General features: G+C 37.3%; 30 protein-coding genes and 1 pseudogene. 22 read left to right on the forward strand and 9 right to left on the reverse strand.

The window, feature by feature from the left end:
• Window positions 1-202: 202 nt before the first annotated feature.
• Window positions 203-1,336, reverse strand: coding sequence for a site-specific integrase (locus tag LKE01_RS09475; RefSeq protein ID WP_054769302.1), 1,134 nt, complete (start codon window positions 1,334-1,336; stop codon window positions 203-205).
• 237 nt (window positions 1,337-1,573) lie between these two features.
• On the opposite strand from LKE01_RS09475, the gene LKE01_RS12210 reads away from it, so the two are divergent.
• Window positions 1,574-3,310 carry an S-layer protein gene (locus tag LKE01_RS12210; RefSeq protein WP_225426947.1) on the forward strand — a complete coding sequence of 579 codons (1,737 nt, stop codon included), beginning with the start codon at window positions 1,574-1,576 and terminating at the stop codon, window positions 3,308-3,310.
• Window positions 3,311-3,570: 260 nt separating this feature from the next.
• Here LKE01_RS12210 and LKE01_RS09485 read toward each other — a convergent pair whose 3' ends face one another.
• The 4 genes from LKE01_RS09485 to LKE01_RS09505 form a co-directional block, all read right to left on the reverse strand.
• Window positions 3,571-4,200 (reverse strand): hypothetical protein, encoded by a 630-nt coding sequence (locus LKE01_RS09485; protein ID WP_056980876.1) that lies wholly within the window; start codon window positions 4,198-4,200, stop codon window positions 3,571-3,573.
• Window positions 4,201-4,318: 118 nt separating this feature from the next.
• The gene (locus LKE01_RS09490; RefSeq protein WP_082619670.1) at window positions 4,319-4,654 is read right to left on the reverse strand and encodes a helix-turn-helix domain-containing protein; all 336 of its coding nucleotides are present in this window, start codon (window positions 4,652-4,654) and stop codon (window positions 4,319-4,321) included.
• A 79-nt stretch (window positions 4,655-4,733) separates the two neighbouring features.
• Window positions 4,734-5,786, reverse strand: coding sequence for an IS30 family transposase (locus tag LKE01_RS09495; protein ID WP_010620018.1), 1,053 nt, complete (start codon window positions 5,784-5,786; stop codon window positions 4,734-4,736).
• A 506-nt stretch (window positions 5,787-6,292) separates the two neighbouring features.
• Window positions 6,293-7,030, reverse strand: a complete 738-nt coding sequence (locus LKE01_RS09505) for a LexA family transcriptional regulator (RefSeq protein WP_082619671.1) — start codon at window positions 7,028-7,030, stop codon at window positions 6,293-6,295.
• Between the two features lie 169 nt (window positions 7,031-7,199).
• On the opposite strand from LKE01_RS09505, the gene LKE01_RS09510 reads away from it, so the two are divergent.
• Complete coding sequence (locus tag LKE01_RS09510; RefSeq protein WP_035180843.1) at window positions 7,200-7,433, forward strand: helix-turn-helix domain-containing protein; 234 nt, start codon at window positions 7,200-7,202, stop codon at window positions 7,431-7,433.
• 491 nt (window positions 7,434-7,924) lie between these two features.
• Here LKE01_RS09510 and LKE01_RS09515 read toward each other — a convergent pair whose 3' ends face one another.
• Entirely contained in the window at window positions 7,925-8,281 is a 357-nt protein-coding gene (locus LKE01_RS09515; protein WP_056980877.1) for a hypothetical protein, read from the reverse strand.
• 379 nt (window positions 8,282-8,660) lie between these two features.
• On the opposite strand from LKE01_RS09515, the gene LKE01_RS09520 reads away from it, so the two are divergent.
• Window positions 8,661-8,861: a hypothetical protein gene (locus LKE01_RS09520; RefSeq protein WP_008213892.1), complete on the forward strand. Its 201-nt coding sequence runs from the start codon at window positions 8,661-8,663 to the stop codon at window positions 8,859-8,861.
• Window positions 8,862-9,024: 163 nt separating this feature from the next.
• On the opposite strand, the gene LKE01_RS12090 is transcribed toward LKE01_RS09520, so the two are convergent.
• On the reverse strand, window positions 9,025-9,222 hold the full coding sequence (locus LKE01_RS12090; protein ID WP_156660839.1) for a hypothetical protein: 198 nt from the start codon (window positions 9,220-9,222) through the stop codon (window positions 9,025-9,027).
• A 57-nt stretch (window positions 9,223-9,279) separates the two neighbouring features.
• On the opposite strand from LKE01_RS12090, the gene LKE01_RS09525 reads away from it, so the two are divergent.
• Window positions 9,280-9,606, forward strand: a complete 327-nt coding sequence (locus tag LKE01_RS09525) for a DUF771 domain-containing protein (RefSeq protein ID WP_008213898.1) — start codon at window positions 9,280-9,282, stop codon at window positions 9,604-9,606.
• A gap of 5 nt (window positions 9,607-9,611) precedes the next feature.
• Here the strand turns inward: LKE01_RS09525 and LKE01_RS09530 are convergent, their stop codons facing one another.
• Window positions 9,612-9,887: a hypothetical protein gene (locus tag LKE01_RS09530; protein WP_054769296.1), complete on the reverse strand. Its 276-nt coding sequence runs from the start codon at window positions 9,885-9,887 to the stop codon at window positions 9,612-9,614.
• Between the two features lie 170 nt (window positions 9,888-10,057).
• Between LKE01_RS09530 and LKE01_RS09535 the strand changes: the two genes are divergently transcribed.
• Window positions 10,058-10,252, forward strand: coding sequence for a hypothetical protein (locus LKE01_RS09535; protein WP_013728331.1), 195 nt, complete (start codon window positions 10,058-10,060; stop codon window positions 10,250-10,252).
• Here LKE01_RS09535 and LKE01_RS09540 read toward each other — a convergent pair.
• A complete protein-coding gene (locus LKE01_RS09540) occupies window positions 10,221-10,433 on the reverse strand; it encodes a YozE family protein (RefSeq protein WP_008213902.1) in 213 nt (70 codons plus the stop codon). The genes LKE01_RS09535 and LKE01_RS09540 overlap by 32 nt on opposite strands.
• A 108-nt stretch (window positions 10,434-10,541) precedes the next feature.
• Between LKE01_RS09540 and LKE01_RS12095 the strand changes: the two genes are divergently transcribed.
• The 17 genes and pseudogenes from LKE01_RS12095 to LKE01_RS09610 all read left to right on the forward strand — a co-directional run bounded on the left by LKE01_RS12095 (window position 10,542) and on the right by LKE01_RS09610 (window position 21,517).
• A complete protein-coding gene (locus tag LKE01_RS12095) occupies window positions 10,542-10,700 on the forward strand; it encodes a hypothetical protein (protein WP_008213905.1) in 159 nt (52 codons plus the stop codon).
• Window positions 10,700-10,969, forward strand: a complete 270-nt coding sequence (locus LKE01_RS09545) for a hypothetical protein (RefSeq protein WP_008857063.1) — start codon at window positions 10,700-10,702, stop codon at window positions 10,967-10,969. The genes LKE01_RS12095 and LKE01_RS09545 overlap by 1 nt, the downstream gene beginning before the upstream one ends.
• Before the next feature lie 19 nt (window positions 10,970-10,988).
• Window positions 10,989-11,846, forward strand: a complete 858-nt coding sequence (locus LKE01_RS09550) for a DUF1351 domain-containing protein (protein ID WP_056980865.1) — start codon at window positions 10,989-10,991, stop codon at window positions 11,844-11,846.
• 2 nt (window positions 11,847-11,848) lie between these two features.
• The gene (locus LKE01_RS09555; RefSeq protein ID WP_054769295.1) at window positions 11,849-12,526 is read left to right on the forward strand and encodes an AAA family ATPase; all 678 of its coding nucleotides are present in this window, start codon (window positions 11,849-11,851) and stop codon (window positions 12,524-12,526) included.
• A gap of 2 nt (window positions 12,527-12,528) precedes the next feature.
• Window positions 12,529-13,884: a DEAD/DEAH box helicase gene (locus LKE01_RS09560; RefSeq protein ID WP_056980866.1), complete on the forward strand. Its 1,356-nt coding sequence runs from the start codon at window positions 12,529-12,531 to the stop codon at window positions 13,882-13,884.
• Between the two features lie 16 nt (window positions 13,885-13,900).
• Complete coding sequence (locus tag LKE01_RS09565) at window positions 13,901-14,494, forward strand: DUF669 domain-containing protein (protein ID WP_056980867.1); 594 nt, start codon at window positions 13,901-13,903, stop codon at window positions 14,492-14,494.
• 11 nt (window positions 14,495-14,505) lie between these two features.
• A complete protein-coding gene (locus LKE01_RS09570) occupies window positions 14,506-16,806 on the forward strand; it encodes a phage/plasmid primase, P4 family (RefSeq protein ID WP_057961244.1) in 2,301 nt (766 codons plus the stop codon).
• 280 nt (window positions 16,807-17,086) lie between these two features.
• Complete coding sequence (locus tag LKE01_RS09575; protein ID WP_054769294.1) at window positions 17,087-17,407, forward strand: VRR-NUC domain-containing protein; 321 nt, start codon at window positions 17,087-17,089, stop codon at window positions 17,405-17,407.
• Between the two features lies 1 nt (window position 17,408).
• Window positions 17,409-17,822, forward strand: coding sequence for a hypothetical protein (locus LKE01_RS09580; protein ID WP_054769293.1), 414 nt, complete (start codon window positions 17,409-17,411; stop codon window positions 17,820-17,822).
• Between the two features lie 5 nt (window positions 17,823-17,827).
• A complete protein-coding gene (locus LKE01_RS09585) occupies window positions 17,828-18,226 on the forward strand; it encodes a YopX family phage-derived protein (protein ID WP_054769292.1) in 399 nt (132 codons plus the stop codon).
• Window positions 18,223-18,438: a hypothetical protein gene (locus LKE01_RS09590; protein ID WP_054769291.1), complete on the forward strand. Its 216-nt coding sequence runs from the start codon at window positions 18,223-18,225 to the stop codon at window positions 18,436-18,438. The genes LKE01_RS09585 and LKE01_RS09590 overlap by 4 nt, the downstream gene beginning before the upstream one ends.
• A complete protein-coding gene (locus LKE01_RS09595; RefSeq protein ID WP_054769290.1) occupies window positions 18,431-18,628 on the forward strand; it encodes a hypothetical protein in 198 nt (65 codons plus the stop codon). Before LKE01_RS09590 ends, LKE01_RS09595 begins: the two co-directional genes overlap by 8 nt.
• A 177-nt stretch (window positions 18,629-18,805) precedes the next feature.
• Window positions 18,806-18,979 carry a hypothetical protein gene (locus tag LKE01_RS12100; protein WP_169790302.1) on the forward strand — a complete coding sequence of 58 codons (174 nt, stop codon included), beginning with the start codon at window positions 18,806-18,808 and terminating at the stop codon, window positions 18,977-18,979.
• A gap of 65 nt (window positions 18,980-19,044) precedes the next feature.
• A complete protein-coding gene (locus tag LKE01_RS09600) occupies window positions 19,045-19,941 on the forward strand; it encodes a hypothetical protein (protein WP_054769289.1) in 897 nt (298 codons plus the stop codon).
• 25 nt (window positions 19,942-19,966) lie between these two features.
• Window positions 19,967-20,017 (forward strand): annotated as a pseudogene (locus LKE01_RS12460) (HNH endonuclease); the annotation flags it as partial.
• 36 nt (window positions 20,018-20,053) lie between these two features.
• On the forward strand, window positions 20,054-20,374 hold the full coding sequence (locus tag LKE01_RS09605; protein WP_225426948.1) for an HNH endonuclease: 321 nt from the start codon (window positions 20,054-20,056) through the stop codon (window positions 20,372-20,374).
• A gap of 624 nt (window positions 20,375-20,998) precedes the next feature.
• A complete protein-coding gene (locus LKE01_RS09610; RefSeq protein WP_003636406.1) occupies window positions 20,999-21,517 on the forward strand; it encodes a phage terminase small subunit P27 family in 519 nt (172 codons plus the stop codon).
• Window positions 21,518-21,538 lie beyond the last annotated feature (21 nt).

Below are 21,538 nucleotides of genomic sequence, written 5' to 3' on the forward strand. Positions count from 1 at the left end.
CCTGCAGTCGGCATAATTATACAAATTAGAAGAAATATTAAAATTAGGAATGCTGTTAAATAGGCATTCCTAATTTTTTTAATTTATAAAAACGTACTAGAAAGTATTAAAATATAAATAATAACGGGCAAATAACGGCCAAACGGGCAGAAGAAGTTTAACCTGATACAGAGTAAAATAACAAAATAAAAGCGGAACCTTATTAAAGGTTCCGCTTAATTGGTATAGTTTCATCATGAGAGGAAAGGTTATCTAACTCTTCACGAATCTGTTGATCGTTTTTTGCTTTATATTCATCCATTAAATAGGAATAAATCTTTGTTGTTGTGGATACATCAGCATGGCCTAAACGCTTAGAAATGATGTAAATGTCAATTCCTCGAGATAGTAGGTAAGCTACATGTGAGTGTCGTAAAGAATGAAAGTGGAAGCCCTGTTTTTGAATCCCTAAGTCTTTTAGTATAGAACGCAACTTTTTATTAACGGCAGAGGATGATGGAATGGATTTATATTGATTAACAAAAATTAGTTCTCCATTATTGTGATCCTTCAAGATCTTTAATGATTTCAGCAATTCGTCATTAACTGCAATGATTCGATTTGAACCAGCCGTCTTGGTATCTTTGAATCCACCGCCTTCGGATGAATTCCAAGATTTAGTAATGCTAATCGTTTTAAAATTAAAATTAACGTCATTCCAAGTTAATGCTTGAATTTCTCCCAAGCGAGCACCAGTTAAAACGGCCGTCAGGATCATAAAAGTGGAGGTAAAGTGATAGTTTAAGTGATTCTCCAAATAAGCGATAAGACGCTTAATCTCAGCCACGTTGAGGTATTCCACATGCTTATCACGTGACTTATCATAAATAAGACTGACTCGCTGTGTGAAATCTTTATGAATCAGATCGTCAAGAATGGCATTTTGAACGGTTGCTCTAATTAGTGAATTAACTTTATAAACAGTATCTTTTGCATGAGAATGACCATAGAAATTAATAAATGCTTGATATTGTGGTCGGTCAATACTTTTTAAAGTAACATCACCGAAATAATTATGTAATACTCGACTGGTTATTTTATAGCGATTCTTAGTCTGATTCTCAATTTTGGGTTCTTTGTACGTGTGATAAAAATAGTCAAAATAGTCAGCAAACTTAGGATCTTTAGGAACGAGATCCAAACCATTGTGGATATCGATTTCCAATTGACTCGCAAATAGCTTTGCAGCTGATTTAGTTCTAAAGCCGCTCTTAGTTTTCTCATGTTCCTGACCATTGGCATCATAATAGTAGTATCTTACCTGGTATCCATGACCATGTTTACGTATTGATGGCATTATTACCCTCCTTTGGATAATATACTAACACATAGTGGGGAATCTACTTAATAGAGCGATCATTTATTAATTATCATGGCATATAGATTACAAAAAAATGTTAAAGCCTTTACAACTCCTGTTTTCTTTTGCATTCAACCTTGATTATGTTATACTATTTACAGCAAGTTAGTTGAGGCATGTTTTTACATGCCTAGGTAGCTTGAAAAAACAATTTTTTTTGGGAGGAAATTACACATGAAAAAGTCATTGAAAAAGACTCTTTTTGCTGGTGTAGCTGCATTATCATTTGTAGCTGTTGCCGGTGTATCTAGCACAAATGCTAGTGCAAAATCATATGCCAAAGTTACATCAAACAAAGCTTTGACATCAGACGCTACTACTCGTAACGTTGCTGTTAACGGTACTAACGCTCTTTATACAAAGGCTGGTACTTTGAAGGGTGCTAAGACCGTTGCAACTAAGACTACATTAGCTAGTCTTAAGAACTCTAAACAAGGTCAAAAAAACTTCCGTGCTTATCGTGTAGCTACTACTAACCGTGGCTCAGTTTACTACAAGGTTGTTTCATTTGATAAGACTTACCGTGGCTGGATCTACGGCGGCAAGTCAGTTACTGCATTTGCTGGTGGTATTGCTTCATTCAACACTACTACAGCACCTGCAGCTGCAAAATCAGCATCAGCAAGTTCAGCAAGCTCTGCATCTTCAGCAGAACAAACTACTGCTTTAACTGATGCACAAAAGGCTGCTACTTACAAGATTACTAAGGCTGGTACTGCTAACGATGGTACTGCGACTACTTATTCATATCCTGCATGGACTGAATACAAGAAGGGCCGTACCGTTATTGATGCTACTCCTTACGCTAACGATACCTTCAAAGTTACGGACCAAACGACCCGTACCCGTGAAGGCGACCTTTGGGTAAAGATTGCTGACACTAACGCTACTAATGGTCAAAAGATTAACGGCTGGATCAAGTTCAGTGCTTTAACTGCTCAAAACCCAACACCAGCACCAGCACCTATCGCTGATAATGCCGTAAGACTCAATTTTATTGATTCACAAGGTAAAACAGTTAAGTCTATTGATTATGTAAAAACTGGTGCTAAAAAAGGTGATACCCTTGGGTCATTAACTGGACCAAAAACTGGAACCCAGGATAACTTTTCATGGACGTTAACTAAAGTTGTTGCTGATGATCTTCAAAGTAAGATTGATAATGCTTTGAGTGGAACTGGATATTCTTTTAATGTTTCTCAATATCCGTCTACATTGGCTCAAGCCCAAACAGGATCAACAGTTTCGTTACCTGTAACAAAGGGCGATGTTGTTTATCAAACGCTTAAGCCTTATGTCGCTACCAAAGATGATGTTACATCAACTCATTCATTAACTCCAAATTCCAAATCAGCTGGTGCGTTCTTTAAGGGCTCATTTGATGAAGGTGAAGGTCCTAAAGCAACACACATTGACATTAGTCAACTTGTGCATACGGATAGTGACGGTAAGGTCACAGATCACACTAATTCTTTGCCTACTGTTAAAGCATATATTGACAGTGTAGCGGCAAGCGACAAAGATGCTGCTCTTACAAGCCTTAATAATACTGTTAAAGTGTATGCTGCAAACTACTATTTAGCACCAGCTAATATTAATCCGTCTGATTTATTCAGTGGAACACGTGGCTCTGCTTTTAGTTCTCAAGACGTTCTTAATTATTTAGCAAAGCATTCTACTTTGAATACTCTTAAGTCAGCTATTTATCCGGTATTTAATGCTGACGGTACTGTTAAGGAATGGGATCAGTTAAACTTGAATGCTACGAGTGCTAATAGTGGTACTTTCGGTTCTTCACCTGTTCAAGTTGTTTATACTTACGGTGACGGTAGTGCTGTTTCAGATCCATTTCAAAATAATGGTAGTTCAGTAAATCCATTGACTCCAGTGCCATTGACTCCATTGCAATAATCAATTTAGCTTTTTGTTGATTTATAAGCAAATCCTTTTGGATTTGCTTTTTTCTTTTGCATTGATTAAATTAAGCAAATAATTCCATTTGAACACTAGTTCGATAATGGTCAAAATTCAGATAATCATAGGAGCATTTGTATTCAAAAAGATTGATACCTTACGGTACCAACCTCGAAAGTTTTACATTCTCATTTTTTGCTAAATATTTTAAATGAACTTCATTTGTGGTGAATATGAAATGTTTTAAACACATTATTCTAGAGTTGAACTTTACCATTATATTGTTGCATTGATTTATAAATATATGCTAGGCGTTGATCATAAAGCAATCCTAAAGGATTAGAGTCGGTCTTTATTTGAGCTTTTAGATTATTATATTGCTCTTCATAAGCTTCCGCATTCCCATTAGCTTGTTGCAAGGCGGTTTGGTAGTCTGATGAAGTAGGATCATCATTCTCTAAAGCATTGATAAAGGGCTCCATGGCTTGCATTTGTTGTCTTAATGGCTTTACTTGATTTTTAATAGCCCTTATTTGGGTATTAATCTGTTTTATCTTAGCATCATAATCGATTCTTTTAACAATAATTTTAAGGTTGATTTTTTTAGATGTATAACCCTTTTTGGTTGCTAAAAGGTGATATTTGTTTTTAAAATTAAGCGGTTTGGTAACTTTTATGGAAAAGTTACCGCTGCTTTTTTTCTTAGCAATAGTTTTTCGACCTTCATAAAGTGTTACCTTTGTTCCCTTAGTCGTCTTACCAGTAATAGTTTTAGCTTGATCATTAATAGGGTTAATTTTAACGGTTAATTTGTGTGAAGAAGCATTCGCTGACGATAAAAACATAAATGGTAATGATAAGCCTAAAATTAGATTAATTTTTTTCACAATAAATTCCTCCTATATATTAAAGGGTACATTAATTGAAAGTTGTGTTCAATGCATAATGTTGATTTTCTCACATATTTGAAAAAAGCTTTTTTGTAAAATGTTTAAAATTTTATATTTAATTAGATATTCTCAATTTCATTATTTCGTGACGTATTTTAATAATAGCCTGGCAATCATCATTGGAAATATCAGGATCAATTGATTTTGCTATCGCTCTCTGATTTTTTGATAGTTCAGTAGGGTCCGCAGCTAAGGATGCTTCATTTGCATCGTTTAATAAATAATCAACAGATACATCCAGAACATCTGCAACAGCTTTTAATTTCTCAACTGATGGATTCTTAGTTTTCCAAGAATAAATAACATTTGCTTTCAATCCCGCTTGGTTATTTAATTGATATAAGCTAAGACCTCTTTTCTTTGAAATTCGTTTAATTTTGACGACGTAAATTGCAAGAACAAGTTAGCCAGTCGTTGAGGACAATCCCAGAACGGGCCGTTATCAAATAGAAGTTGTGGCGCTAGAGAGACTACTGGGCCATGCGGCGAACGCGCCGAGCTTCGGCCTCAAAGTTTTGCTGGGGTGTGCAGTAGCCCTGTTGTTTGCGAGGCAACTGATTCAAGCGGTCTTGCGTGGCCTGCACTTGACTAGGGCTAATGTCATCTAGGGACATGCCCTTAGGGAAGTCCTGGCGGATCATCCGGTTATGTGCCTCGTTGGTGCCACGGTCGCAGGACGTGTAAGGATGGGCGTAGAAGATCTCAGTTTCCGTCCCAGCAAAAGCAGTATTTAAGGCGGTGAACTCGGGTCCGTTGTCGGCTGTGATGGTCTTGATGCAAGCTCCCCATTCGCGCTTGATTCCACGCAATGCATAGCTCACAGAGTCTGCATCTCGTCCTTCGATCAAGCGGAGAAGTTGGCAACGGGTCTTGCGCTCAATCAGAGTCAAGATGACGCTCTCCTTGCCATTGCGTTTACCGACAATGGTATCCATCTCCCAGTGACCGAACTGCCTGCGTCGTTCAACGACCTTAGGCCGTTCCTCGATACTGCGGCCAGCCAGGCGCTTAGCCTTTGTGTGGTGCTGGTGAGAGGTCTTCCGCTTAGTCTTCTCCAACAGGTCGATATTTCGAATCTCTAGGCGTTGGTCGTCAATGTACTGGTACAAAGTCGAGGCACAAACAAGCTCTTCAGGAGTAAACAGCTTGTGTCGCTTGGCATAGCCGATTGAAGCATCCGGCGACCATTTGTCCTGCTTAGCTCGCTGTACGTACCAGGCTAAGAAGACCTGTACGCTGGCGAACTTGTCAGGACGATGGCAGCTCAAGCGTGCAGTCTCGTAACGTGCCTGAGCAGCCTCTGGTAGGTATTGTCGATGGTAGACGCGCTTGCCATTACTCTTCTTGACCTGATCTACTGTACCTCGCTTGATTTCATTATTAATGGTCTGCGGGCAGACGCCAATTTCAGCAGCAATCCAACGATTGGACTTCCCAGCTTGGCGGAATCCGGCCACTTTTCCGCGCTCGAGTGATGTTAAGTGCTGACCTTTTTGGCGGTGTGTGCTATCCTGTTTCTGCATCAAGACAATATCCTCTTCCATTGTTTGTGTAGGAACTTCAATGATACAGGATATCTGTTCTTGATGTTTTTTATTGTCCAAAAAATTTTGAGACAGTGGCTAACTTGATTCTAAAATGCGCGTTAATTTTGACGAGTGCTTGCATATAAAATTCTCTCCTTTATAGTATTCACTTTGCTTATTCAAATTCTATCTCAACAACAGATTCTTCCAATTGATCTAGTACTTCGTTAACTGAAATAAAGTGTCGCCACTTATTAGGATCATGCTTAGCAAGTCCCTTAAAATTACTGCTGATCTTATCGTGGATATTTACCAAAAATTTGTAATACATATTAGCTGCTTCACGATCGATTCTTTCCTGTAGCCAACGTTTATCCAGAGAACGTTGGTTATTTTTTTCGGTTAAATATTGACTATTTAGGACTCGAACCTAAGTAAACCACCTGGTTAGTCAAAACATATGTTCTTTTAAAACTTTAAATGAAGCCCCCACGTTTGGGAGCTCATAAAATCACTTTACCGATTACATTAACTTCATCACAATCAAACACCATATCATCATACGCTTCATTGATTGATTTCAAAGTGACCGTGTTATCAGAATTTACATAAAACTTTTTACAAGTAACACCAACATCACGAACGTGGACGATCGCAATTTCACCATTCTCAACCTCTGGTTGATAGTGAATGAACACCTGGCTACCTTTCTGTAGTAGGGGTTCCATAGAATCACCATCCACAGTAACTAATTCATCAGCACCAGCAGGGACCTTTTCACCAGCAATCAGCTTGTGGATTAATTGGGTATCTTGATCCTCACCATTAATAGGGGAACCGGCAGCAGTTGAACGACCGTAAGGAATATCGACCAGCGGTTTGTGGTTAAACATTGAAGTTACTTTTCCGTTATTCTGTTCGTCTAATTGGTCATTAGCATAATTGTAAACTTTTTCTTGGCGATCAGAGGATAACATTTTATTAATCCTTAGAATTCTTCTATCACTATCAGTTAATGAACCAATCTCGTTTTCTTTGAATCCAAGAATATATTCTGGGGTAGTGTGTAAAGCTTTAGCAAAAGCATCCACGTTATTTAGTGGAAATTCTCTAGTTTTATTAAAATACCTTGATAATGCTGACTTGGCCATGTTTACACGTCTAGCCAGTTCACTAAGTGTTAAATGCTGCTCATTTTTTAATTCAATAAGTGTGTCGACTATTTCGTCATTTGTTTTCAATAGAACCCCTCCTTGCTTACCATCACATTATAGCACCGTTCCCAATCGGAAACAATCAAGATATTAAAAAAACTTTTTGACTATTTTTTTAATTATCATGTTGACAATTGGGAACGAATACGATATTCTTTAAGTGTTCCCAAATGAGAACGTAAGGAGATGAAAAATTATGTCAGTAGATTTAAGAAGAGTCAAAGCTGAAAGAATTGCGAAAGGATATTCGCAAGAGGACATGGCCAAAATGCTAGGTTGGAAAAGCAGAGCAACATATTCCAAGCGGGAAACCGGTAAAGTTAGTCTGGGAGCTGATGAACTTGCAAAGATTGCGAGCGTGCTCGGATTCTCTAATGATGAATTAGGAATTTTTTTTACAATAACCGTTCCCAAAAGAGAACGAGCTTAGAAAGAGACTTTTCAGAGTAACGATCAAGTTTTTATTTACTCCGGATTCGTCCACACAGCCAGCATAGAAAGGAGGTGAGTTAAATGGAAAAAGGCAAACTGCATCAGTACTTTGATAGTAATATTCAGCCTATTTTAAATATGGCGATAGGAGTTCTATTTATGACAATTGGTTACTTACTTGGTCATATGTTCTAGAAAGAAGCCAAGTGATCGTCAATGAATAGTTGAAAGGAGGAAATGTCAAGGGCAGTTTAAAAATGTAGGTTTTCGGCAGTTACTTGAGACCATCAAAAAATTAATTAATACTGGTTCAGCTCGGATTTCTGGAATCGTCACGAACACCGAAAAAGGAGTTAATAAAAATGTCAAATTTTAAAGATTGTCTGGAAAAAATGGAAGATGCAATAGAAACGGCAATCTTGTTCACTATATGGTGTTGTATTAATTTTTGGCAATTGATCGTGGTCGGTATTGTGACGATCACAGCAATCATCTTTTTATTAGAATATTAACAATCACGGTTGTAACTATTGAAACTATTGTAGGAATAATGCAAGAAGGCAAAAAGAACACTATTAAATTCTCTCCAAATGATTCAAAAGAACTTAAAGCCTTAGCAGTTATTCTAAATTGATAAATTCCTGGGCCCTTATAAAAGCCGTTCACGCTATCTATATATTTGTAATGTTTCAATAGTTCTAGAGTCGGCTGTTCTTTACCAACTTCTAGTTTAAAATGCTTTCTTATTTTAAGCGAATCAACGGGAGTGCCTAAATTATAGCTCTTAACAATATATCTTAGTATTCGAATTGTAGACCATGGTAAATCTTTGAACAAGTTATTCATATTAATCACCTCAATTAATTGGAATAACTCAAGTATACAACTAAGCCAAAATTGGAAGTGAATTAAATGGATCAGAAACTTCATAATGCAGTACGAGAATATTTATTGGAACTATTGAGCGAAAAAAATAAAAGTCCAGAAATGGCTGCAACCATTGCTGAACTTTATAGATTGTTACTTGAATAAGACACTCATGATGTCTCTTCGGTCAATGCTAAAGATTGCATCACCAATAAATTTGACTTCTCCGTTAGCATCATTTAAAGAAAATTGAATCATGAGACTTTGTGGTAATTACCACAGTATTCATAGAGTTCACCTCGATTAATTGAATTAATTAAATTATACGTCAGTAAATAATAGAAGGAAGTAATAAAAAATGGCAAAACCACGTTTAGTTTTAGAAAAGAAAGCACCAGAACCACGAGTATCACGATTGATTAGCATTAACACTGATTTGTATAACCAGTTAATGGACATTAAGCACGAAACTGGATTAACTGTCACAGCGGTAGTTAATAAGTTTATCGCTTATGGAGTGAAGAATGTGGAAATTGAAGACAACAAAAACGACGATTAATTAATCCACGTCAGATCTTATCAAAAGGAAGTGAGAAAGATGATTAAAACATTAAAGCAATTAATCCACGTTTTGTGGGCAATAGAAAAAGACCTCCATGTTATCGCAAGTAACACAGGGGTCAACAGTAAAGCTGAAATTAATTCTAAAGATATTATAAGTACTATGCGTTCAGCCATTCATGATAGTAACGCAGTAAATTGAGACTAATCAAATAAGAGGAAACGGCGATTTGATTTCCAAACAAATTTTCAACGGCTGAAGTATTTCTAACATTAGCAAGTTCTTGATTAATATCGGCTATATTACAGATATCTTCATCAGACAAGCTAGAAATAAAATCATCGAAAGACTTTTCCATATTTATCACCTCGATTAATTGGAATAAATAAATTATACAACTAAAGGAAGTGACAAAATGTCTCAAGTCATTAGTGCTAAAGTATCAATTCAAATTCCTGATAATTTTGAATTGATAAATAAGGAAGATTACCAAAAGTTAAAACGGGAATCAACCTTTGGACGGACTTGGAATTTAAACGATCTTCGTAAATGGTGTGGGAACAAATCACCACAATGGTTAAAAGAAAATTTCTTGGAAAATCCAAAATATTCACGGGAAATGCAAGCCTTAATGGATGATAGATATTTAGTCCATCGTGGCAGTAAAGGTAGTCCCTGGTTGTTTAAAGCTACCAAAATGCAGCAGTTCCTGGAGGATCATTGGAGCGAATTCAATTGGTAAAAACATTAAATTCTTGGCAAATCTAATAATCGATCGTGACGATTTGAGGAATTATTGGTTTTAATATATAAAGCATTGTCATGATTGTAATCATAAGTGATTTCATAGGTACCATTACCGAGAATGTAAAAGTAGTAATCACCACGAATAATATTGGCTGCTGTGGCTTGAATAAGTTCAATTTTCCCACTGGCCAGTTTTATTAAATCAATATTTTCTGGTGATGCTTGCTTTCCCTTGGAATAAGTTCGTAATCGAATAGCAACAATTTGATGAATCATACGACTTAACCTCCTTAATGGGTTGAATTCAAAATTCTACAAATATTAAAAAGGAGTGATTTGATTAATGGAATCATTGGAAGTACTAGTTTTAGTGTTCTTAGCAGCCCTGGTCATTGAATACTTTATACCAACTGGGCGTCACTAAAAAATAGAAAGGAATCATATCGATGAATAAATTGCAAAAGTATTCGACATCTGAATTAATAGGTGAATTAAGAAAAAGAAAGGAAGCCCAACTGTTCCATGGTGGCCTTTATGCCAATACTGAAATACGAGGCAAATATGGCCAAGAAAATATGAAGCTTCCAAATGATTACTGGATTTTATTAATTAGCGACTTTTCTCCGCTAAATAATAGTTGAAGACGTTTTTAACAATTTCTAATTTGGAATCTGAAAAACCAATTGACTTAAGATATTCTTTTAAATGTTTCCAATCTAAATTTCCCTTAGGAAACGATCTATCAGATCTTATTTCTCTTGCTACATCACCAACTGGTAAGCTAACGTCTTTAAAGCGCATTAACCAATTGTAAAAATCCATAAGAATTCACCACCTTAATTATATGCACTAAATAGCCCACTACCGCAAATGGGTGGACCAGCTAACAACTATAACTACTAATATTATAACACCTGGAGGGTCATCAGAATGAAAACATTAACAATACAGAACCGTATCAAACGTTTGAATATGATTATTGGACGCACACCCGTGGAAAACGATCATAGCTTGTTGGCATATTTCTTTGTCCTAGATAAAGAAAAGCAACGACTATCTGAATATATTTTACATCACGAGGTGGAATAATGACTAAATTTTGGAAAGCAGTTGGTGTAATGGATTCCCAAATATTAGAAACTGGTGTCTCTCGTGCCGACGTTATGCGAAAGCTCAGCATAAAGTATCCGACTTACGTCGTAACTGGGACCGACAAGGATTTTATGAAGAAGCGGAAAGAACGAGTCCCAATTTATCCCGAACCAATTAGATTAATCTGTGGCAGAATCACAAAATCTAAAAGCAAAGAGATTGCAGAAATGAAGAATTCAATTGATCAACGACACTATTTACATTAAAAGATGGAGGTAAATATAAATGGCAAATGAATTATCCCTACCAGAATATACGATTGACTATCAGCTACCTGTGATTACAATTAATAATTTTGATCAATTAAAAACAGCTGTAGAAGCATATGCCAATAAATATCAAGGAATGGCAGTGACAACTTCCACAGAAAAAGAAGCCAAGTCCAGTCGAGCAGAGCTTCGGAAATTGAAGCAAGCTCTTGATGATAAACGTAAGGAAATTAGAAAAAAATATGCTGAACCATATCAACGGTTTGCAGCTCAAATTAAAGATTTGGAAATGACCCTGGATAGTTCGATTAACCCAATTGACGCTGGGCTAAAAGAATTGGAAGAGCAGCAGCGTCAGCTTCGTTTGAAGCATGTTAATGCTTTGATTGCTGAAATGGCACCTAATTACCATGTGGAACCAGGCGAGGTTGAAATTGATCCTACTTGGTTAAATAAAACCACCACCAAGAAGAAAGTAACCGAAGGAATTGCTGATGTGATGGGTTACATTAAAAAGCAACACGATGATTTAAAAACCGGTATCAGTACTATTACCAAATATGCTCAAGCTTATCACATTGATCCAGCTGGTTGGATCGACCAGTTGAAGCAAGGCCAAGATGTTAATTATTTGCTTCAAGCAATTGATAATCAGGTCAAACTAAATAAACAAAAACAGCAGACTCTGGAAGCACAAGCAGCGGAAGCACAAACACATCAAATTCAGCAGAAAGATAAAACGATTGATACTAACACTGGTGAAGTTGTTTCACACACTGTAGTTTTAAAGATTACGGCTACAATTCCACAAATGAAACTATTGAGGGCTTTCATGGACAGTAACCAAATTCGTTATCAAAGAGTGGGTGCTTAATCATGAAGACGATTGAAGCTAAAGATTTGCAGCGAACCTTGAATTGGCGAGTCATTCTATATGCTAAACCCGGAACTGGGAAAACAACTTGCGTTAAATATTTACCTGGTAAAACTAGAATTTTTGATTTGGATAACTCCGCTAAAGTATTAGCTGGCATTAGCAACGTTACAGTCGATGAAATGGATCGAACTCACCCTGAAGAAGACATGAAGCAGTATCTTGAACAGGCATCAGAATTGATTGTTGGTTACGATAATTTAGTTATTGATAATGTATCAAGCTTTGAAAAAGATTGGTTTGTGGAAAAGGGTAAGGGTAGCCATAATGGCATCTCAAATGAATTGCAGGATTATTCACAGTGGACTAATTATTTTTCTAGAGTGATGACTGCTATCTACGCGTTGCCAGTTAATGTGCTAACCACAGCTTGGGAGACGCAACGCCAGATTACCACTGAAAATGGTCAGCAATTTAATCAATATGCACCCGAAATTCGTCAAAGCGTGATGGACGGAATGTTGGGATTATGTGATGTGGTTGGTCGGTTGATTATTAATCCGAAGACTAATGGTCGTGGCGTTATGCTGCAAGGAAATGACTCGATTTATGCCAAAAATCGTTTGGACAATCGAACCATGTGTGCTGCTAAGGACTTATTTAGGTTTGGCGGTGAATAGTATTGCCATTTAAATTATTTGATTATCAACAACGATTAGTAGACGAAACCCGTCAAAAGCTTGCTGAAGGCAATCATGGTGTTTTAATTGTTTCTCCACCAGGAAGTGGTAAGTCAGTTATTATTGCAGAAATTGCCAGATTAACAGTTGCTAAGGGTGGACAAGTAATGTTTTTCGTCCACAGACAGGAACTCGTGAATCAAATAACCCAATCTTTTCAGAAACAAGACGTTGATTTAATGCACTGCACAATTATGACTGTGGGCAAGATCGTTAACCGACTGGGGAAACTACCTAAACCGAACTTAATCATTTGTGATGAATCACAGCATAGTCGGGCAAAGTCTTATTTAAAAATATTCGACTATTACAAAGACGTGCCAAGACTGGGATTCACTGGTAGTCCATGGCGAATGAATGGTAAGGGGTTTGATGATATTTATTCGGCCATGGTTGAAGGACAAAATGTTACTTGGCTAATACAACATCATCACCTTGCCCCATACAAATACTATTCTATTAAGTTAGTGGATGACAGTAAACTAAAGAAATCAAGCACCGGTGATTACACCAATAACTCGATCGATGATGCCATTGGCAAAACAATTTTTGGGGATGTGGTCAAAACATATCGTGAAAAGGTTCCTGGTCAACAGGCAATTGTATACGCCCATGACATTGAACATAGTCAGGCAACCGCAGCCGCGTTTTGTGCCGCTGAAATTAAAGCCGTTCATGCGGATGCTAAGACACCGAAAACCAAACGTGATCAGATTATGCGTGACTTTAAAAGTGGCAGCATTAAGGTTCTATGTAATGTAGATTTAATCTCGGAGGGGTTTGATGTTCCGGATTGCTCTGTAGTCATTATGCTACGGCCAACCGAATCATTAGTATTGGACATTCAGCAATCCATGCGTTGTATGCGATATAAGCCCAATAAAGTGGCAACAATTATTGATCATGTGGCTAACTATACCCGTTTTGGTCTGCCTGATACTCCACGACAATGGAGCCTTGAAGGACGACCTAAGAAAAAACGGCAGAATAACACAAAATCAATTCCGGTCAAAACTTGTCCAAATTGTTTTGCCGTGGTACCGACACAATGCCGTGTTTGCCCACAGTGTGGTAATGAGATTAAATATGACGCTGACGGAATGGAAATTGATGAAACGGCCAGTATTGAAAAAGTTGGGGAATTTAAACTGACTACTGATTATTCAAAAATCCAGACGGCAAGAAAAAAGCCGGAAGATGCACAAAGTTACAAAGAGTTACTAGAAATCGCTAAAGCCCGTGGGTATAAAGCTGGTTGGGCCTATGTACAAGCTAAACGACTAAAAATGGTTAACTAATGGAGGAATTTTAAAAATGGCATTTATGCAAGCAAATTACAAGAACAACGAACACAAAGATTTTTCAGCTTTACCAAGTGGAAATTACGAGATGATTATTAAGTCAGCTCAAGAGAAGGCAACTCAGAACGGGGCAGAATCACTGCAATTAGATTTAGTGGTTCGAAATGACTTAGATGGGGTTACTGGATTAAAAAATACCAATGCCAAGTATCATAATCGCCATGTCTTTATGGACAATTGGAAGCGTAAAACCACCAATCAATACGACCTTGATAGTTTCCAATACATTCTTGAAGCTGTTCAAATTCCGGAAGGAACACCATTGAATACAATTAATGATTTTACTAAAGCAGTTGCTAACAAGCCAGCCAAAGTGTATGTCAAAAAAACGGTTGATGATTATGGCGGTGAAAAGAAAGACATCAATCAAATTGCCCCTTGGAATTTTAGCAAGAGCGATTATCCACAAGTGCAGCATGTATGGAAAGACCAAAATGACGGTAAAAATCCCTTTGCTGGTAGTCAACCAGCATCAGCCCCAACAGATAATCCATTTGACAATTCTGGAGATTCAATTGATATTTCAGACGATGATTTACCGTTCTAGGAGGGTAAACAGTGGCATATGAAAACATTCCAAATGAATTACGGTCCTTAAAACAATGGGGCCTGTTTCAAAAAATCTGGCAACCTGAGCGAAATAAGTACACCAAAATACCCCACAATGCGCTCGATGGTGGAGCTGGACGCACGAATGACCCAAGCACCTGGACGGATTATCAAACAGCCTTAGAAGCACTCCAAACGTATAAAATGGACGGTCTCGCGTTTTACTTTGCTAATGGTTATGTCGGATTGGATATTGATCACATTGGGGATGAGTTGGAGAAATACGCTGCACAGGATTATCAACAAAATGAAGTTCAAGATGTGTTAACGATGACTAAATCCTATGTGGAAATTAGTTTATCCGGTAAAGGAATTCATGCCATTTTTAAGGGCAAGATTCCTGGTGATCGACGCCGCAAAGGCAACGTTGAAATGTATGAGTCCGGACGATTCTTCGCGTTAACTGGAAAAACCATTGGTCCATATAGTGATCGAATAAACACACCACAACCGCAAGTGATGAAACTTATTTATAAACACTACTTTGGTGAAAGCAATGTGATAAAGCTTCCCAATCAAGCACCAATTCGACCTAATGATTTAAGTGTTGATGAAATTATTAAACGCGCGGAACTTTCACGGACTGGTAAACGTTTCAAGATGTTTATGCACGGTGGTTGGGAGGGCTTCTATACTTCCCATTCAGAAGCTGATCTAGCCTTTTCCAATGACTTGGCCTTTTGGACGGGCCGTGATTTTAATAAAATGGATCAAATCTTTCGAAAGTCTAGTTTAATGCGCCCTAAATATGATGAAAAGCACGGAAAAACCACTTATGGGGTTTCACTTCTTAATAAATCCATTAATGAAACTCGGGAAACCTTTAATCCACAACAACATCCCTTGCACAAATATGATCTTAAATTCTTAAAATCTAAGCCTAAAAAGAAATTACCACCTAGAAGTTGGGATGACACTGGGAATGCTGATCGATTTATTGATGTTTTTGGAAATCTAGTCAAATATTCCTATGTTGATAAGTCCTGGTATTTCTATAATGGCAGTTATTGGGAAATGGACGATCAGGGAAAAGCAGCTCAATTCGTTGATATGACCGTGGATAATATGAAGAATGAGAAGTTGCATGTTGCTGCCGGTGTAGATCCTGAAAAGGCCAAAGTAGCTTGGGAAAAGTTTTTGAAGAAGTCGCGTAGTCATGCTGCTAAACAAGCCATGATAAGCGAAGTGCAACATCGGGTTCCGGTATTGCATGGGCAGTTTGATCAAGATAAAACTTTATTGAATACGGTTAATGGTTACATTGATTTAACTTCGGGTATCTTAAAAGACCACGATATTAAGAAAATGTTCAGTCATCAGACAAGCGTAGAATATACCGACAAAATCGATTGTCCAGAATGGGATGAATTTTTAAATCAAATTTTTGCTGGTGATCAGGAATTAATCCATTATATTCAAAAAGCGGTTGGATACTCTGTCACAGGAAGTATTAAGGAACAGGTGATGTTCATTTTGTATGGAAATGGCCGCAATGGTAAATCAATTTTCATCGATACGATTTCTGATATTCTGGGAACTTATGCCAAGTCAATGCAGGCCGATTCAATTATGGTACGGCAAAATAAATCGGGAGCCAACTCAGATATTGCCCGGTTGGAAAGTGCCCGATTAGTTACCTCAAGCGAACCTAATGAGGGTGTGAGATTGGACGAGGGATTAGTTAAACAATTAACCGGTGGCGATAAAGTAACCGCACGGTACTTATATGGTAAGGAATTTGAATTCAAACCACAGTTTAAGCTGTGGTTAGCCACTAACCATAAACCAATCATTCGTGGTACTGATGACGGAATTTGGCGACGGCTGATGTTAATTCCTTTTAAGGTAAAAATTCCCGATGGCCAAGTTGATAAAAACTTAAAAGATAAATTGAAACGTGAATCCGTGGGAATCCTTAATTGGATTGTTGAGGGTTGCTTATTATGGCAACGAGAAGGATTGAATCCCCCAATAAGCGTTACTCGTGCTAGTCGGCAATATCGTGAAGAAATGGATGTTATTAGTCTATTCGTGGATGATTGCTGTGAAGTGGGTGATAGTTACCGAGCGCCTGCAGGTGAACTTTTTAAGAAATATCAATCCTGGGCAAAAGATAATTCCGAATACTCTATGAGTAAGCAGAAATTTAGTCGTGAAATGAAACAGAAATTTGAAACCAAGAAAAGTGGATCCATATTTTATATTGGATTGAAAATTAAAGACGATCCAAGACTGGGCTGGATTAAATAAAAATGGGAGGATAAAAGCTCTTTTGGGAGGATAATGGGAGGATCATTTTCAAGCTCAAACCCTTGATACAACTACATTTATATACTCTTTTTATACTATGGGAGGATAAATTAATAAAAGTATATAAGATAAAAGAGTAAAAAAAGATATATATAAAGGTTTGGTGAAAAGATCCTCCCATACACCCAAAAACAGGCTTTGTTCTTACAGCCGCAATGGATACAGCGACTGAATCATCCTCCCATTTATCCTCCCATCCGTCATAATTATTTGGAGGCGTATGACAATTAAATCGGAACATGAAATTCAAACAGAAATTCTTTTAGCGTTATCTCGACATGATTGCACCGTTTGTCGCAGTAATGCTGGAAAGATTAAAACTGATGATGGCAGACGAATTATGTTATTTCCGAGAGGTTGGCCGGACATTACCGGTTTTGAACATCATAGTGGAAAAATGATTTTGATTGAAGTTAAAAACGAACGAGGCAAGTTACGTGACGATCAGAAGCGGTTTGCAAAATTTATTAAGCAATATCCAGTGTTATATGGTGTTTGCCGTTCTGTAGATGACGCATTAAAAATAATTGGAGGTAAATAAAATGACAGTAAAAATACTTGATAAGGAACTGTTCAAAATGTACCAAAATGCAATGGCAGAAAGTATTTCTGATTGGAAGCGAATAGCTAAATTCGCCAAATTCATTGATAAATATGCCGATGATGAAACTATTTCTAACCGTGATGATTTAGCCAGTGTTATAGATGCAATTTTAAATCATGAAACAGTGAAATTGTCTGCACCAATGTATCGCTTGAAAATGAATGGCATGGTTGGTAGTGATGGGCAACAATATGTATCTCGACGAGTAGATGATCGTGGTGGGTATTTCATCTGTGGAGTACGTAACCCGCGCGTTTGTCGAGGGGAAATCACACAACAATTTACACGGGATGAAGCTGAATTTCTGAAGGATTTGTTAAATAATTCAAGCATTCAAAGTGTGGAGGAGTGACGGTAATGAGCAGAGAGATTAAGTTCCGTATTTGGAGAGCACCTGATGAATATACTAAAGTATCCTGGATGGAATCATGGGATAGCCTTATGAACTACTCTATGTCTGATATCTTTCAGCTGGATAACCCTGATGATGTTCTTGAGCAGTTTACTGGCTTAAAAGATAGGAACGGCAAAGACATTTATGAGGGCGACATTCTTGCCTGGCATTCAAACATTTATAGAAAGCATGATTGGGTAGGATTAGTTCTGTATCGCGGAGCTGGATTTGCGGTACAAGAGAGCGATAAGTCCTATAGTTCACCAGAATGGCTGGATTGTGCTTGCCGTAAAGATGCTAATATCATTGAAGTCATTGGTAATGTTCACGATAATCCGGAATTATTGGAGGTAGAAAAATGAAGATCTATTGTTATTTCGTTCCGAAGTATACTTTTGTAGCTGAGCATCGTGTTTTTAAGGTAGGCGAGGAATACCCAGTTTACATCCAAGAAGATTATTTTACGTTGGTTGCTGAAAATGGTGAGTTCAATTTCACTAAAAAGGGCCTCGACGAGACCGTTAAAAATTGGAAGGACGCAGTTAAAGTCAAAATGGAGGCAGACAATGTTTAACTATAGCAATGAAGTTAAGTGGATTCAAGTTACGGATATTGATGGTGGCTTAGTTTGGATCAATTTAGAAAAAGTAGAAAGAATTTGCCGTACTAGTGATGGTTCGACATTTGAATTTGCGAATACGGTTATCCAAACTATTGTCCCATTTGAAAAAATTCCAGAACTATTGAGCGGAGGCACAGCATGACACACGAACAGATTGAGCATCACAATTACGTGCTGCAAGGCATGGAAAGATTATTTACGTGGTGCCAGTGACGGCCAATTTAACACTTTACAGAAGACTTATGAAAGCTTGCCAATTAGCTGTTAAATGTGCACAATAAGTATATGTAAAATTATGTGATTGGAAGAGGAATTTTATATGACGTATGTGATAACAAAGCGAGGGAAAGTTCACAAACTGAAAGAGTTTCGCAGCATTCAAGCAGTTTTGAAAGCAGAAACCGGTTTGCCAATCAAAACCTGGATGGTTGAAGAATCTGTTCAGCATCATCAAACCATTTGTGGATGGACAATTTCTGAAATAAACGGTTAATAATTAGTTTCTCCTTATCGTCAATGTCTAGCTGTAAGTAAACCAAGTTTAAAGGCGGTGAAAAAATGGGAAATGAAAACTTAGTAAAAGTGATTGCTAAGAGCCGAAACTTTGAAAATGGCATTAACCGGATTCATTATTCAATTCATTGTTCAAAAGACGATGCTTTTAGTCTATTAATTGAGCAAGTATTAAGACGAATCCATTTTTGGAATTATAACAATGCTAATCCCTTGATTAAGGCATTCAGCGATCATAGCAATCCAGATTTTAAGAATAAGCAATGGGCAATTACCTACGCTGCTAAAGATGTGGTTGAAGATTATTATGGTCACAAGACGTTATTGGTAGAGAATTTTGATAAATCTGATGAACTTGGACAATTGGCGCCTATAAATTGTAAAAATTCAGTGTCAGTTGAGAATTCATTAGTGAATAAAGTTATTTCATTATTCCCGACGGATAAAACCAAACTGTTTGTAAAAAGCCTGCTTAAATATGGAAAAATAGCTACAATGGATATTTTTTCAATGACTGATAAAAAGTTTGAACATGCATTGTATGATCGTATAGCTTACGTTAAATCAAATGTCCAAATGTTTACGGAGCAGTTAAGTGGTTTCGATCATCAGGATACGTTAGATAAGCTAAAGGTATTAGGTGATTTTGAATATTGCCTTAATAAATACGCTGATCCAATGACATTAAACAGCGAAGTTCACACCTTATTTATCAGCAATAGCGACTTGTTCAATGATATATTCGATTACGCAACTAAAGTATATGGAATGAAATACCAAGGCATTGTTTGGAAATCGTTTGGTTTAATTAATGATCATCAATTGAAACTGGATGAATACAAATTAATTGATTCAATCATTGATTTACAGCAGGAATTAAGTAAACAGTTCGTACCGAAAGAAGGACAGGTGAGCTTATATGAAGCTACATATCTGTCATGAGGTTGGCTGTCAAGCATTGATACCAATGGGGCAAAGGTATTGCAGTGAGCACGTTACACAGCACCAGAAGCCCAACCATGCAGTCAGTTCTGCACGAAACCGAGAGTACAATATGTACTATCGTGATCAAACAGCGAATCAGTTTTATCACTCAAAGGAATGGAAAAAGATTCGGCAATTTGTTGCTGCACGAGATTATTATTTAGATGCAGTCACTGGCTTGCCAGTCTCAAACGATAAGATTATTGTTGACCACATTGTGCCTAGACGTGTACTACCTGTTGATAAATGGTTAGACATGGATAACTTATGGTGCTTGTCACCAACTACGCATAATACGAAAACCAAGATTGAACAATCACTCAATCAAAACCAACTCAAACACTGCAGCAAACGTTGGTGGATTAAAGTATTATCTGAACGCACGAAATAAACATTCCTGATGTAGGAAACTCCTGCCAGCTTGGATGGTAATAATTTCAGGGGTGGGTACCGTTTCTTGGATGGTGGGGATCTTCATCAACAAAATTAAAAAAAGATGTCTTTGTGAAACGACAAAGTGTTTTTCAGGTGGTATCATGTAGGTAATCGGAATAAATGTTTCTGATGAGGTTTACTTATTAAAAACAATTTTTTCAACCTCCTTTAGGTGATATAGATATAAAGAAAAAATTGTTTAAAGCTTACTGTTTGAACCTTACAAAAAATATTCAATTTAGGTGAATGTTTAAACACCCCCGGGGTGGTGAAAGCCTAGGGGAGCGCACGCCCAGGAGTAGCGCACGTTAAAAGTTGTAAATTCAAAACTTTTTTATGGGCTTACTATAACTGGGTGCACGCAATTTCACAAATTGCTTATATGAATAACTCTACTATAATGACTATATATATTTTCCTCCTAAAAGTTAATATAATTAGACGTTTTTTCACGATTGTAGGGTGTATACGTTCGAACAGTGTGTTTAATGATTTTTTTGTGATTCATTAGTCTAAATGAATCAGATTGAAAGAGTCCCTATTGGGGGCTCTTTTTTATTGCTTGGAGGTGAACTAAAAAATGCCAAAACAAATGAAACTAACTACAGACAAGCATGCTCGCAAGGATCAGCGAGTTAGAACTCAAAAACTAATAACGGAAACTTCTGGAATGGATTTGATTCAAAAGAGTTGTCCAAAATATCTGTCAAGTTATGCGCGAGCAATGTGGACGAAACTTGTACCAATTTTGCAAGCATCAGGATATGTTAAACAGGCCGACAAGGGAACAATTGAAGCGTTTTGTATTAACTATCAATTATTGCGGAAAGGCTATGACTCAATTAAAACAGATGGTGTTGTCACCAAGGTTTCTAAGACTGTGGTCAATCAACGAACTGGAGAAACATATGAAGACAACGCAGGCTGGAAACGTAATCCGGCATCACAAATTATTGATTCTGCTACGGCAAAATTAAACAGCTTAGCACACGAATTAGGCTTAACACCATCTGCACGAGCCTCATTACTGCAACTCTCAGATGACAACGATGAGGAACCCAATATTAAAGAGATGTTAAATGGGGGAAGTGAGTTTTAGTGGTACAGGAATTTGATTTTA

This window comes from Lentilactobacillus kefiri, from assembly GCF_007989105.1.
GTDB lineage: Bacteria > Bacillota > Bacilli > Lactobacillales > Lactobacillaceae > Lentilactobacillus > Lentilactobacillus kefiri.